The sequence below is a fragment of the Bradyrhizobium canariense genome (assembly GCF_018130465.1).
GTDB lineage: Bacteria > Pseudomonadota > Alphaproteobacteria > Rhizobiales > Xanthobacteraceae > Bradyrhizobium > Bradyrhizobium canariense_C.
Map to the genome: position 1 here is coordinate 187,995 of NZ_JAFCKJ010000005.1, position 13,714 is coordinate 201,708.

A 13,714-nucleotide genomic window follows, 5' to 3' on the forward strand; every position below is an offset into this window, starting at 1 on the left:
CCATCGAACGCCGAGAGCTGGGGAAGCGGAAATGCCGATCCCCAATCGGTTCGATAGCAAGCGCGTATCGGGCCCGATAGCGCCGGGCTATCGCAGCGAGAGCGAAAGGGCATTTCAGAACGAGCGCCCTCTCGACGAAAGTCCCGACATAGCCGGCGACCATCGCGGTTGCGGCCAACACAGGAGACGTCCCGATGTTCAAGCATCACACATTGTCGTGCATGGTCCGGCCCGGCCTTGCCATCCTCGGTGCGCTGGCGCTCTCGACGCAGCCAGTCTCTGCCGGCGAATGCCCGGCCGATAAGATCAAGCCGAACGCGCAGCAGATGGTCGACTACAAGCCGGTCGGCGTCACCGACGTCACGCTCGGTGCCATCGACCTTGGCAAGCAGCCGGCACACATCGAGGGCCGCGAGTTGCGCTTCCGCAAGCTGACCATCGAGCCCGGCGGCATCGTGCCCTGGCACAGCCATGACGACCGCCCTGCCCTGATCTTCGTGCAGCAAGGCGAGATTGTCGAACACGCCTCCAACTGTGTCGATCCGATCGTGCACAAGGCCGGCGATATCCGCCCCGAGGTCTACGGCACCTCGCACTGGTGGAAGAACCTCGGCAAGGAAACGGTCATTCTCTATGTCGGCGACGTCCGCCAGGACCCGCACGACCACAACATGTAACGAGCGCGCCCCACCTCAGCGCACTCGTTACCGGACGGCGACCGGAATCCCCCGTGCCATCAGGCGTGCCGGGCGCCGCTTCCATCACAGGAGACGCCATGCCATGACCGGCCTGTCCGCGCCCATCAAGCAGAGCGCGATGACGATGAGTGGGCATTCCCCGGGGCTCATGCTTCGCTCTCTCGTCATCGGCTTGACCGCCTTCCTGACCGTCGTCGACCTGTTCGCGACACAGGCGATCCTGCCCTCGCTGACACGTCACTACGGCGTCACACCAGCAGCGATGAGCTTGGCCGTCAACGCCAGCACGTTCGGCATGGCCGTCGCAGGCCTCGTCGTCGGCTTTTTCAGCCCGCACATCGACAGGCGGACCGGCATCCTGCTCAGCCTGACCCTTCTCGCGATTCCGACGAGCCTGCTGGCGACTGCGCCCAATCTTGCCGTCTTCACCGGCCTGCGGGTCGTGCAAGGCCTCTGCATGGCATCTGCCTTCGCGTTGACATTGGCTCATCTCGGCGAGCAATGCAGCGCAATGGACGCCGGCGGCGCTTTTGCCGCCTACATCACGGGAAACGTCGCCAGCAATCTCGTCGGCCGGCTGGTCTCGGCCGCGATCGCCGACGGCCTGGGCCTGGCATGGAATTTCTATTTCTTCGCAGCCCTCAATCTGGCCGGCGCCGCGCTGGTCTATTTCACCCTCGCGCGCGTACAGCCGATAGGTGCAATGACGCCGACGGCATCGGCGTTTGCCGCCACGATCGCACAGTGGCAGGATCCACGGCTGCGTGCCGCCTACGGCATCGGCTTCTGCATCCTGTTCGCATTTATCGGCACCTTCACATTTGTCAATTTCGTTCTGGTTCGGCCACCGGTGTCGCTGGGCATGATGGAGCTCGGCTTCGTTTACTTCGTCTTCCTGCCGTCGGTGGTCACGACGTTGCTGGCCGGCAAGGTGGCATCGCGCCTCGGAACGCGTCCGACGATCTGGGGCTCGCTCGCCATCGCCGGGATCGGCTTGCCGCTGATGCTGGCCCCACACCTGGGCGAGGTCCTCGCTGGGATGGTTCTGGTCGGCGTCGGCACCTTTTCCGCGCAAGCCGCCGCGACAGGATTCGTAGGACAGGCTGCGCCTGAAAACCGCGGCATCGCCAGCGGCACCTATCTCGCCTGCTATTTCTGCGGCGGGCTCATCGGCACGGCCGTCCTCGGCCGGCTGTTCGACGCATATGGCTGGCATGCCTGCGTGGCCGGGGTGGGCCTGGCGCTCGCGGCTGCGGCCCTGCTGACGCTCGCCTTGAAGCGCTAGCGCTTGGCCGGCGCCTCCCGCGGCGGCTCGTCGTCGGCGATGGCGCGCCAGGCGGCGCCGTCGAGATCGTCGTACTGGCCGCTCCGGAGCGACCAGAGGAAGGCGACGAGACCGGCGAGACCGAGCATCAGCGCCAGCGGCACCAGGATGACCAGGATTTCCATCACTCTATCTCCCGCGAGGCGCTGCGCGCCCGCAGCGAATTCAGCATCACCAGGATCGACGATCCGCTCATGGCGGCAGCCGCGATCAGGGGCGTCACGACGCCGCTGATCGCGACCGGCACCGCGAGGACGTTGTAGCCGATCGCAAGCCAGAGATTTTGCCGCATCAAGCGCAGCGCCTTGCGCGAAGCGTCGATTGCGGCAACGACCGGGGCCAGCGGTCGGCCGAGGAAGACGAGATCGGCGGTCGCCTGGCTCAAATGCGCGGCCGAGATCGGCGACATCGAGACATGGGCCGCCGCCAGTGAGGGCGCATCGTTCATGCCGTCGCCGACCATCAGGACCTTCATGCCCCGCTGCTTCAATACCTCGATCCGCGCGATCTTGTCGGCCGGCGTCACCCCGGCGCGCCATTCGGAGATACCCAGCGCGTGGGCCGCTGCTATCACCGCCGGTTCACGGTCGCCGGAGAGAATCTCGATGCCGATATTGCGCGCCTTGAGCGCCGCGATCACAGCCTGCGCATCGGGACGGAGGCCCTGGCGCACAGAGAGGATGAATTTTTCACTGCCCTTGCTGAAAGCCACGACGGAGGCTTCGGGATCGAGATTTGTCACGTCCGAGACCAGCGTCTCGGCGCCGCAGAAAGACGGACGGCCGAGGCGAATCTCGACGCCATCGACCACAGCGCGCACGCCCTGGCCGGCCTCCTCGACCGCGCCAACGATCGGCGACCTGGCGTCGGAGGCCTGCGCGACCGCGGCGGCGACCGGATGATGGCTCGACAGCGCGAGCCGCCCGGCAAGCTCGAAGACATCAGCGGGGATATCGGCCGCATTCATCACTTCGAGATCAGGCAGCGTCAGCGTGCCGGTCTTGTCGAAGATGACGTGATCGGCTTCCGCCAGACGCTCGATGGCATCGCCGGAATTAAGCAGGACGCCCGCCTTGAACATCGCGCCCGAGGCCACTGTCTGCACCGTCGGAATGGCGAGCCCGAGCGCGCAGGGACAGGTGATGATCAGCACCGCGACGCCGGTCACGATCGCATCATGCCAGCCCGCGCCCGCGATGACCCAGCCGAGGATGGTGACGAGCGCGGTGGCATGCACCACCGGCGCGTAGAGTCGCGAGGCGCGGTCGGCGAGCCGCATGTAGCGCGAGCGCGCCTGCAGCGCATTGTCGAGCAGCCGCGTGATCTCGGCGAGCAGCGTCGCCTCGGACGCCGCCGAGACCCGCACCCGCAAGGTGCCCGAGATGTTCATCGATCCCGCATAGACCGGCGTGCCCTGCCCGGCCGTGACGTAGAGCGTCTCGCCGGTGATCAGGCTCTGGTCGATCTCGGATCGGCCCTCGATCACGGTGCCGTCGACGGCGCAGCGCTCGCCGGGCCTGAGCAGCACGATGTCGCCGGGATGGATCGCGGCCACCGGCACCTGGGATATCTCGTCAGGCCCGACGAACTTGGCCGCGGTCTCTGCTTTGAGCGCGGCGAGATTGCCCGCGACCGCACGGGTCCTCCGCCGCATGTTCTGGTCGAGGACGCGCCCGACCAGGAGGAAAGTGAGCAGCATGATCGCCGCGTCGAAATAGGCGTGCTCGGCGTGGTTGATGGTCTCGACCACGGACATGCCCAGCGCAAGGCACACCCCGATCGAGATCGGGACGTCCATGTTGGTGGTCCTGGCCGACAGCGCGCGCCAGGCCGAGCGGAAGAACGGCTGGCCGGCATAGGCCGCCGCCGGCAGCGCGATCAGCGCCGACAGCCAGTGGAAGAAATCGCGCTGCTCCGGCAGCATGTCCGAGACGTTGCCGGACCACACCGGGATCGACAGCATCATCACGTTCATGGTGGCGAACGCGGCGACGCCGAGGCAGCGCAACAGGAAGCGCGATTCCGCGACCTCGGTCGCCTCCGCGCTCTCGGTCTCGTAAGGATAGGCCTTGTAGCCGAGCTCTTCGAGGCGATCGATGAAGCGGGCCGGATCGAGCGTGCCCGCCTTCCATTCCAGCGCAACGCGCCGATCGGTGAGGTTCACGCGCGCCAGCGTGACGTCGGGAAGCGCGGACAGCCCGCGCTCGATCTTGGCCATGCAGCCGGCGCAGTGAACGCCCTCGACCGCGAGATCGATGTGCTGGACGCCCTCGCCCGCAGTCCGGACGTAATGCGAAAAGTCCCGCGTGACGTGCATGACAAAATCCTTCAGTTCAGGATCACTCGGTTGCGCGACATGAACACGCGCGTTCCCCGCGCCTCGCCCTCGATCACCAGATCCCACTGGCCCGGCGCGACCGATGCGGCATCGCCGCGATAGAGGCCGATGCCGGCCTCCGAGAGCTCGACGGCGAGATCGGCGCGCTTGTCGGTCGGCCGCTCCAGGCGGCCGGCGAACTTCAGTCCGGCGATCGGCTGGCCGCTCGCGTCGCGCGCCTCGACCTGAAGCACGGCGCCGCCATCGGCGCGGCGCTCGATATGGGCGTTGACCTTCCATTTGCGCGCGGTCTGGTCCAGCGCCGCCGAGATCTCGCGGTCATAGGCGAGCCCTGCGGCATAGGGACTGTCGACGTCCGTGCCTGGCAGCGTCGCGATCGCGAGCTTCATCATGGTCACGTTGACGCCGATCACGACGCCGAAGAAGGCGACCAGCATCAGAAACACCTTGGTTCCGGTCAGCGGCTTGGTTGCCATGGCAGGCTCCTGATCCTAGGGCGCGACGAAATTGTCGGTGGCGCTGGCGACTTCGCCGAGGCCGATATCGGTGACGTGAAAGCGAACCGGGATCGACTTTTCCGGATTGCCCTCCGCCGGCGCGGTCACGAGCAGCCGGAGCTCGCTGGTGGAGTCGCGCGGAACCACGATCATCGGCCGGTCCGGCGTCACGGAATCGATACCGATGACATGGATCGTCGCATTGACCGGACCGTTCGCGTCGATCGCAATGACGCGGTCGTAACCGCTCTTGTTGAGCAGCCGCACGGTGTAGGCGTTGCGGATCGAGCCGTCGCTGAGCCTGACCGCGACCGGGTTGCGGTCGTGCAACACGTTGACGTCGAGCAGGCTGCGGGTCGCCAGCGTATAGATCATGATGCCGCCGACCGCCGCGATGATCGCGCTGTAGGCGACGGTGCGGGCCCGGACGATGCGGTAGATCGGCGCCTTGCCTTCCTGGCGGCGCTGGATGTTGACGTCGTTGTCATAGCCGATCAGCCGCTTCGGCCGGCCGATCTTCGTCATCACGTTGTCGCAAGCGTCGATGCAGAGCCCGCACTGGATGCATTCGAGCTGCGGTCCATTGCGGATGTCGATGCCGGTCGGACAAACGGCGACGCATTGATAGCAGTCGACGCAGTCGCCGACTTGCTCGCCGAGCGCGCGCAGCTCGATCGCCTTCTTGACCGAAGTACGCTTCTCGCCGCGATCGTAACGATAGGTAACGTTGAGCGCCCATTCGTCGGTGAGCGCGGCCTGGATCCGCGGCCACGGACACATATAGGTGCAGACCTGCTCGCGCATGAAGCCGGCGAGCACGTAGGTCGTAGCAGTCAGGATGCCGATCCAGATATAGGCGATCATCGGCGCCTGGAAGGTGACGAGTTCCTTGACCAGCGTCGGTGCGTCGTTGAAATAGAGCACCCAGGCGCCGCCGGTCCACCACCCGATCAAGAGCCAGATCGAATGCTTGAGCACGATCTCGGAGATGCGCTCCAGCTTCATCGGATCGGACGATTTGTCCTTCTTCATCCGCTCGCGCCGATCGCCCTCGATCAGCCGTTCGACCGCATAGAACAGGTCGGTCCACACCGTCTGCGGACAGAGATAGCCGCACCAGATGCGGCCGCCGACCGAGTTCATCAGGAATAGCGCCACCGCTGCCACGATCAGCAGGCCGGTGAAGTAGTAGACCTCCTGCGGCCACAGCTCGATGAAGAAGAAATAGAACCGGCTGTTGGGAAGATCGATCAGCACCGCCTGGCTGGGAGCACCGAGGCCGCGGTTCCAGCGCACGAACGGCAGGAAGTAATAGACGCCGAGGCAGAACGCCATCAGGCCCCATTTGATCCGACGGAAGGTGCCGGAGATGCTCTGGGGATAGACTTTCTTCTGGGCCACATAGAGCGGCCCGTTGTCATCGTCTAATGGGAGCTCTTTCGGGTTCACGGTCCTGTTCATCGCCTGGCGCTTTCGAGAGGTGCGATAAAACCTAGACCGGACACCGCCGCGTCAGTTGATCCAGCGCAAGCGGGGGCGTTTTTATTCGCCCCCGCCTGTCCCGGATTGGCTATTTTCCGCCGCCCAGCGAGTGGACGTAAACGGCCATCGCCTTGATGGTGGCGGGATCGAGCCGCCCTTCCCAGGCCGGCATCACGCCTGCGCGGCCCTGGCTGATGGTCTCGATCAGCGTCGCCTCGTCCGAACCATAGAGCCAGATCTTGTCGGTCAGATTGGGGGCGCCCATCTCCGGGTTGCCCTTGCCGCCGTCGCCATGGCAGGCGACGCAATTCTCCGCGAAGATCTTCTCGCCCTTGGCCGCGTCATAGCCCTTGCGGGTCGGAAGGCCCGACAGTGCTCGGACATGGTTGGCGACCGTGACGATCTCGTCCTGCTTCAGCACGCCGTCCTTGCCGAATGCGAGCATCTGGCCTTCATGCGTCTTGGCGTGGCCGGAACGTGCGCCGAACTGGATGGTCTGCATGATCTGGTCGAGCGATCCGCCCCACAGCCAGTCGTCGTCGTTCAGGTTCGGATAGCCCTTGGCACCGGCGCCGCCTGAGCCGTGACATGGCGCGCAATTGTCGCCGAACACGGTCTTGCCCTTGGCGCGCGCGAGCGCGAGCAACGCCGGATCCTTCTCGATGTCGGCGAGCGAGGCCGCGCCCAGCGCAACCATCTTGGCTCCGCGGATCTTCTCGAGGTTGGCGAGCTCGACCGCGACGTCGGCGCGCGTCGAGTAGCCGAACAGGCCCGTGGTGTTGCTGGAGATCAGCGGCCAGGCCGGATACACGATCCAGTAGCCAATCGCCCAGACGATGGTGAGGTAGAAGGTGATTACCCACCAGCGCGGCAGCGGCGTGTTGAGTTCCTTGATGCCGTCCCACTCATGTCCAGTCGTGGACCTGCCGGAGACGGGATCGATGTCGCTATGATGATCGGTCATGATCTCTTACTCCTCCCGCAACGGCAGGTGTGCCGCTTCGTCGAAAGCTGCCTTGTTACGGGGCCACAATGCGTAGGCGACGATCGCGAGAAAGATCGCGACGAACACCGGCGTCCAGATCGTGGTCACGAGACCGGACGCGAGATTGTCGAGGGTCAGGATGGCTTTCATCGTTGGTGCCTTCTCAGCGAAGATTGGCTTTCTCGTTGTAGATCTTGAAGTCGACCAGCGTGCCGAGCATCTGGAGATAGGCGATCAGCGCGTCCATCTCGGTCGGCGTGCCGGCCTTGCCGTCGAAATTGCGCACCACGGCCTTGGCGTAGCGCTTGGTGAAAGCGTCGGAGCCGGCATTGTCAGGATCGGCCTGGGCCTTCATGTCGGCGCCGGCGTTGGCGATCTGGTCGTCGGTATAGGGTACGCCAACCGTCCTCAGCGTGCGCATGTGGTCGGCGATCGTGTCCGTATCGACCTCGCTTTCGCGGAGGAACGGATAGCCGGGCATCACCGACTGCGGCACGATTGCGCGCGGGTTGGTCAGATGGGTGACGTGCCAGTCGTCGGAATATTTGGCGCCGACGCGGGCAAGATCGGGACCGGTGCGCTTCGAGCCCCACTGGAACGGGTGATCGTACATGCTCTCGGCGGCCAGCGAGAAATGGCCGTAGCGCTCGACCTCGTCGCGCAAGGGCCGGATCATCTGCGAATGGCAGAGATAGCAGCCTTCGCGGATGTAGACGTTGCGCCCGGCGAGCTCCAGCGGCGTATACGGCCTGATCCCGTCGACCGCCTCGATCGTGCTCTTGAGGTAGAACAGCGGGGTGATCTCGACGAGACCGCCGATCGCGATCACCAGCAGAATGCCGACGACCAGGATGATCGAGTTCTTTTCGAAGATTTGGTGGCGTGTCCAGAACGACATGGAAAACTCCTCATTCCGCCGGCTGAAGAGCGACGGGCATCTGGACTTCCTGTTCGCCAACGCGAACGGTCATCCAGAGATTATAGGCCATGATCAGCGCGCCGATCAGGAACAGCCCGCCACCGGCAGCGCGGATGATGTAGAAGGGATGCATCGCCTCGACGGTCTCGATGAAGGAATATTCGAGGAAGCCGAGCGAGGTGTAGGCGCGCCACATCAGGCCCTGGAGGATGCCGGACACCCACATCGCCGAGATGTAGAGGACGATGCCCAGCGTCGCGATCCAGAAGTGCCAGTTGACGAGCTTGAGGCTGTAGAGGCCCTTCCGATTCCAGATCCACGGCACCATGCAGTAGAGCGCGCCGAAGGAGACGAAGCCGACCCAGCCGAGCGCACCGGAGTGCACGTGGCCGATGGTCCAGTCGGTGTAGTGGCTGAGCGAGTTGACCACCTTGATCGACATCATCGGGCCTTCGAAGGTCGACATGCCGTAGAAGGCGACGGAGACGACGAGCATGCGCAGCACGGGATCGGTGCGCAGCTTGTCCCAGGCGCCCGACAGCGTCATCAGGCCGTTGATCATGCCGCCCCAGGATGGCATCCATAGCATGATCGAGAAGGTCATGCCGAGCGTCTGGGTCCAGTCCGGCAGCGCCGTGTAGTGCAGATGGTGCGGGCCGGCCCAGATGTAGAGGAAGATCAGCGCCCAGAAGTGGATGATCGAGAGACGGTAGGAGTAGATCGGCCGCTCGGCGCGCTTGGGGATGAAATAGTACATGATGGCGAGGAAGCCGGCGGTCAGGAAGAAGCCGACCGCGTTGTGGCCGTACCACCACTGGAACATGGCGTCCTGGATGCCGCCCCAGGCGACGTAGGATTTCGAGCCGAACACCGAGACCGGCAGCGCGGGGTTGTTGCCGAGATGCAGGACCGCAATCGTCACGATGAAGGCGAGATAGAACCAGTTCGCGACGAAGATGTGCGGCTCCTTGCGCTTGATGATCGTGGCAAGGAAGACCAGCAGATAGGTGACCCAGACGATGGTCAGCCACAGGTCGGCGTACCATTCCGGCTCGGCATATTCCTTCGACTGGGTGACGCCGAGCAGATAGCCGGTGCCGGCGATCAGGATGAAGAAGTTGTAGCCTACGACGACGAACCAGGGCGCGAGATCGCCTGCAAGGCGCACGCGGCAGCTCTTCTGGACGACGTAGAAGGACGTCGCAATCAGTACGTTGCCACCGAAGGCGAAGATCACCGCGGAAGTGTGCAGCGGACGCAGGCGGCCGAAGCTGGTCCAGGGCAGATCGAGGTTCAGCGCCGGCCACGCCAGTTGCGAGGCGATGATGAGGCCGACGAGAAAGCCGGCAATGCCCCAGAACATCGCCATGACGGAGGAGAACTTGATGGGGCCCATGTTGTAATTCGGGCGGCCGTTGATCTCCGCAGGCGGCAGCGCCGCCGGCCGGTCGAGGTAGCGGTTGATGATGCAGAAGACCGCGGCCAGGCTCGCCGCCGCGCTCAGCGCGGCGTGGAAGGCGAAGGGCGCATCGAGCGCCTTGGCCGAGGCAATCACGCAGAGGAAGGCGGTGACCGCGAACACGACAGCCAGGCCGCTTTCACCTGACGTCATGGACTTGGAGATGGAGGGCTGGCTCATGCGGATTCTCTCTGAAAGAACACAGGGCCAGAAACCACATTCACCCTCGCGAGGAATTGATTGAAATCAAGCTAGGTGGATTTCTGTTAATGTGGGGCGCCAGTCGCAGTGCCCTCTCCCCTTGTGGAGAAGGGGAGAAAAAGAAACTCACCGTGAAATCACGGGAATTCCGACCAGAGCAGCCCGTCAATCGCGCGACGTCGCCTTGAGCGCCTTGATGACGTCCTCGCGGGCGACGATTCCGACCAGCTTCTGCGCGCCGTCGAGCACGATGATGCTCCTGATGCGGTGCTCGACCATGATCTGGAGCACGCGCGTCAGCCGCGTGTCGGGGCTGACATAGATGAAGTCGGGCGTCATGACGTCGCCGATCTTGCGGCTCATCAGGTCGTGATAGCGCGGCAGCATCTGGCTCGGCGTGAAGGCGAAGCACTTCAGGATGTCGAACTTGGTGACGATGCCGACGACCTGTCCGTCGTCCTCGACGGGATAGGAATTGAAATCGTCGCGTTCGAACATCTCGCTGAGCGCGAGCAGGTCGAGGTCACGCCTCACCGTCCTGACGTTGTGCGTCATGTAGCCATCGACGGTCTGTTCAAGAAATCTGTACACGGCGCGTCCTTTTTGATTCGACTTGCATCGCTCCGGCGTCAGTGCGACAGCAGCACGCAGCGGACAGATTGAGTGACCAGATACTGGGTGACGCCGCCGAGGATCAGCTCGCGGAAGCGCGAATGACCGTAGGCACCGGCGACGACCAGGCTGGCGCCGACATCGCCGGCAACTTTCTCCAATTGCCCTGCGACGGTTTCGTTGCGGGCCGCTTCGGAAACGCGCGCGATCGCGGTAACGCCGTGGCGGGCAAGCCACGCCGTCACGTCGGTCACGCCAGCGACCGCGGCAGGGCGGTCGTCGTCGCCCTCGGGAATCGCGACAACGACGACGTCCCTGGCCTTGCGCAGTATCGGCAGTGCATCGGCCAGCGCCCGCCGGGCTTCCGGGGTATCCTTCCACGCCACGAGGACGCTGCGCAGATCGAGCCAGTTGACGCCGTCAGGCACGACCAGGATCGGCCGGCCGGCTTGCATCACCAGATCCTTGGGGCTCGCGAGCGCGAAGGCGTCGGAGAAGGCCGGGCTCTGCCCGCCGGCGACGACGATGTCGGCGCAGCGCGCCTGGGTGAACGTAAAGCGCGCCGGGAAATCCATCGCGCTGCGCCATTCCACATGTCCGCCGCGATTCCTGATCGCGGCGCGAAATTGCGCCTCGAGTTCGCCCAGGCGTCGCTTGACCGAGGCTTCCCCCTCATCGATCAGTCCCTGCGCTGCGGCGCCATCGCTGAAATAGAGCGGCGGGGCGAACTGCGCCGCAGCAACGCCGATGATGGACGCTTCAAATCGCTCGGCAAGCTCGCCCGCGACCTGAAGACGCGCCTCGTTGGGCTGATCGAGCGCCAGGCTGACCATCACGGTTGCGTATGTCATCGGATTCTCCGGGGCAATGAGCTTTTATTCGATCGTAAGCCCGTCGCCGCCTGGCAGGATGAGATAGATCAAAGCCACGGAGCGCCACGCCAGTGGAAATCTGCCGATGGTGTGAGATATCGGAACTTGCCTCCGGCCCGTCCTTGGGCGACATTGCCTCAACGGTAACGGTATGCGGCCCCCCCGCATGAGCATGGGAGTGATCGCTTGGCGCCGACCCGAGTGATTCATCCGCAAGATGACGGTCTGGGCGAGCATTTCCGCGTCCGGATCGAAGGATTTGGCGTCGGGACCTGGGATCTCGACCTCAAGACACTCGAATTGGAGTGGTCGGAAACGGCCAGGATTCTGTTCGGAATCGAAACTGACCAATCGGTGAGTTACGCGCTGTTCCTGTCTCGGCTGGAGCCGACCGACCGCGAGCGGATCGAGATCGCGATCCGGCGCGTCTCCGAACGGGGCGGCAGCTTCGACGTGTCGTTCAAGGTCACGGGGGCGTCGGGCAGAGGGCAGTGGATCCGCGCCCGCGCGGGGCTGATTCGGGACGAAGCCGGAGCCGCCCGACATCTCAGCGGCATCTTTCTTGACGTCGATGAGGAGAAGCAGGTCGAGGAAGCCCTGCGCACCCGCGAGAGTCACCTCCGCTCGATCCTCCAGACGATTCCCGACGCCATGATCGTCATCGACGGCCGCGCCATCATCCAGCTCTTCAGCACGGCGGCCGAACGCCTGTTCGGCTGGGCCGAGTCGGAGGCGATCGGCCAGAACGTCCGCATCCTGATGCCGGAGCCCGACAGCTCACGTCACGACGGCTACATCGCGCGCTACCGCACCACCAGCGACCCGCACATCATCGGCATCGGCCGCATCGTGACCGGCAAGCGCCGCGACGGCACGACCTTTCCGATGCACCTGTCGATCGGCGAGATGCAGTCGGGCGGCGAGCCCTATTTCACCGGCTTCGTCCGCGATCTTACCGAGCATCAGCAAACCCAGACACGGCTCCGGGAATTGCAGTCCGAACTCGTCCACGTCTCGCGGTTGAGCGCGATGGGCGAAATGGCGTCCGCGCTCGCCCACGAGCTCAACCAGCCGCTGGCAGCGATCAGCAACTACATGAAAGGGTCGCGGCGGTTGCTCGCCGGAAGCCACGATCCGAATGCGCCGAAGATCGAAAGCGCGCTGGACCGCGCCGCCGAGCAGGCGCTGCGCGCCGGCCAGATCATCCGGCGTTTGCGCGACTTCGTCTCCCGCGGCGAATCGGAGAAGCGGGTCGAGAGCCTCTCCAGACTGATCGAAGAGGCCGGCGCCCTCGGGCTGGCAGGCGCGCGCGAGCAGGGCGTGCACCTTCGGTTCAGCCTCAATCCCAACGCCGATCTCGTGCTCGCCGACCGCGTGCAAATCCAGCAGGTGCTGGTCAACCTCTTCCGCAACGCGCTGGAAGCGATGGCGCAGTCGCCGCGGCGCGAGCTCCTCATCACCAACACCCGCGTCGCCGACGACATGATCGAGATCGAGGTCTCCGACACCGGCTCCGGCTTCCAGGACGACATCATGCCAAACCTGTTTCAGACCTTTTTCACCACCAAAGACACCGGCATGGGCGTGGGACTGTCCATCAGCCGCTCGATCATCGAGGCTCACGGCGGCCGGATGTGGGCCGAGAGCAACGCATCGGGTGGCGCGACATTCCGCTTCACCTTGCCGGCAGCCGACGAGAACTGATCCATGACGACCAAGGGAATCATCTACGTCATTGACGACGACGAGGCGATGCGAGATTCGCTGAACTTCCTGCTGGATTCATCCGGCTTCGGCGTCACACTGTTCGACAACGCGCAGAGTTTTCTCGACGCCCTGCCCGGCCTCGCCTTCGGCTGCGTCGTCTCCGACGTGCGCATGCCGGGGCTTGACGGGATCGAGCTTCTGAAGCGCCTGAAGGCGCAGCGCAGCCGGTTTCCAATCCTGATCATGACCGGCCATGGCGACGTGCCGCTCGCGGTCGAGGCGATGAAGCTCGGTGCGATGGATTTCCTGGAAAAGCCGTTCGAGGATGAACGCCTCATCACCATGATCGAATCCGCGATCCGCGAGGGCGAGCCGGCGGCCAGGAACGAGGCCATAGTCCAGGACGTCGCCGCTCGCGTCGCTTCCCTGAGCCCTAGGGAACGCCAGGTCATGGAAGGGCTGGTCGCGGGTCTCTCCAACAAGCTGATCGCCCGCGAGTACGACATCAGCCCGCGCACCATCGAGGTCTACCGGGCTAACGTGATGACCAAGATGCAGGCCAACAGCCTGTCGGAGCTGGTGCGGCTGGCCATGCGGGCCGGAATGCTCAACGATTGACG

Annotated in this window: 14 protein-coding genes; 4 read left to right on the forward strand and 10 right to left on the reverse strand. The window is 64.5% G+C overall.

Translation table 11 applies throughout. From position 1 onward, the window contains the following. The first annotated feature begins 194 nt into the window (after positions 1 to 194). A complete protein-coding gene (locus tag JQ591_RS16490) occupies positions 195 to 677 on the forward strand; it encodes a cupin domain-containing protein (RefSeq protein WP_211397067.1) in 483 nt (160 codons plus the stop codon). A 103-nt stretch (positions 678 to 780) separates the two neighbouring features. After that, positions 781 to 1,983 (forward strand): MFS transporter, encoded by a 1,203-nt coding sequence (locus JQ591_RS16495; RefSeq protein ID WP_211397068.1) that lies wholly within the window; start codon positions 781 to 783, stop codon positions 1,981 to 1,983. Here JQ591_RS16495 and ccoS read toward each other — a convergent pair. The 10 genes from ccoS to JQ591_RS16545 form a co-directional block, all read right to left on the reverse strand. Further along, positions 1,980 to 2,147 (reverse strand): cbb3-type cytochrome oxidase assembly protein CcoS, encoded by a 168-nt coding sequence (gene ccoS, locus JQ591_RS16500; RefSeq protein ID WP_211397069.1) that lies wholly within the window; start codon positions 2,145 to 2,147, stop codon positions 1,980 to 1,982. The genes JQ591_RS16495 and ccoS overlap by 4 nt on opposite strands. Further along, positions 2,147 to 4,339 (reverse strand): cation-translocating P-type ATPase, encoded by a 2,193-nt coding sequence (locus JQ591_RS16505; RefSeq protein WP_211397070.1) that lies wholly within the window; start codon positions 4,337 to 4,339, stop codon positions 2,147 to 2,149. The genes ccoS and JQ591_RS16505 overlap by 1 nt, the downstream gene beginning before the upstream one ends. Before the next feature lie 11 nt (positions 4,340 to 4,350). Further along, entirely contained in the window at positions 4,351 to 4,836 is a 486-nt protein-coding gene (locus tag JQ591_RS16510; protein ID WP_211397071.1) for a FixH family protein, read from the reverse strand. A gap of 15 nt (positions 4,837 to 4,851) precedes the next feature. Beyond that, positions 4,852 to 6,318, reverse strand: a complete 1,467-nt coding sequence (gene ccoG / locus JQ591_RS16515) for a cytochrome c oxidase accessory protein CcoG (RefSeq protein ID WP_211397072.1) — start codon at positions 6,316 to 6,318, stop codon at positions 4,852 to 4,854. A gap of 109 nt (positions 6,319 to 6,427) precedes the next feature. Beyond that, positions 6,428 to 7,303 (reverse strand): cytochrome-c oxidase, cbb3-type subunit III, encoded by an 876-nt coding sequence (gene ccoP / locus JQ591_RS16520; protein WP_211397073.1) that lies wholly within the window; start codon positions 7,301 to 7,303, stop codon positions 6,428 to 6,430. 6 nt (positions 7,304 to 7,309) lie between these two features. Next, positions 7,310 to 7,474: a cbb3-type cytochrome oxidase subunit 3 gene (locus JQ591_RS16525; protein WP_211397074.1), complete on the reverse strand. Its 165-nt coding sequence runs from the start codon at positions 7,472 to 7,474 to the stop codon at positions 7,310 to 7,312. A gap of 13 nt (positions 7,475 to 7,487) precedes the next feature. Continuing rightward, complete coding sequence (gene ccoO, locus JQ591_RS16530; RefSeq protein ID WP_211397075.1) at positions 7,488 to 8,222, reverse strand: cytochrome-c oxidase, cbb3-type subunit II; 735 nt, start codon at positions 8,220 to 8,222, stop codon at positions 7,488 to 7,490. A gap of 10 nt (positions 8,223 to 8,232) precedes the next feature. Next, entirely contained in the window at positions 8,233 to 9,882 is a 1,650-nt protein-coding gene (gene ccoN, locus JQ591_RS16535) for a cytochrome-c oxidase, cbb3-type subunit I (protein ID WP_211397076.1), read from the reverse strand. Between the two features lie 186 nt (positions 9,883 to 10,068). After that, positions 10,069 to 10,494 (reverse strand): CBS domain-containing protein, encoded by a 426-nt coding sequence (locus JQ591_RS16540; protein WP_211397077.1) that lies wholly within the window; start codon positions 10,492 to 10,494, stop codon positions 10,069 to 10,071. Positions 10,495 to 10,532: 38 nt separating this feature from the next. Beyond that, entirely contained in the window at positions 10,533 to 11,366 is an 834-nt protein-coding gene (locus JQ591_RS16545; protein WP_211397078.1) for a universal stress protein, read from the reverse strand. A 207-nt stretch (positions 11,367 to 11,573) separates the two neighbouring features. Here JQ591_RS16545 and fixL point away from each other — a divergent pair, with 207 nt between their 5' ends. Next, positions 11,574 to 13,091 (forward strand): sensor protein FixL, encoded by a 1,518-nt coding sequence (gene fixL / locus JQ591_RS16550; RefSeq protein WP_211397079.1) that lies wholly within the window; start codon positions 11,574 to 11,576, stop codon positions 13,089 to 13,091. Between the two features lie 3 nt (positions 13,092 to 13,094). Continuing rightward, a complete protein-coding gene (fixJ, locus tag JQ591_RS16555; RefSeq protein WP_211397080.1) occupies positions 13,095 to 13,712 on the forward strand; it encodes a response regulator FixJ in 618 nt (205 codons plus the stop codon). Positions 13,713 to 13,714: the final 2 nt, after the last annotated feature.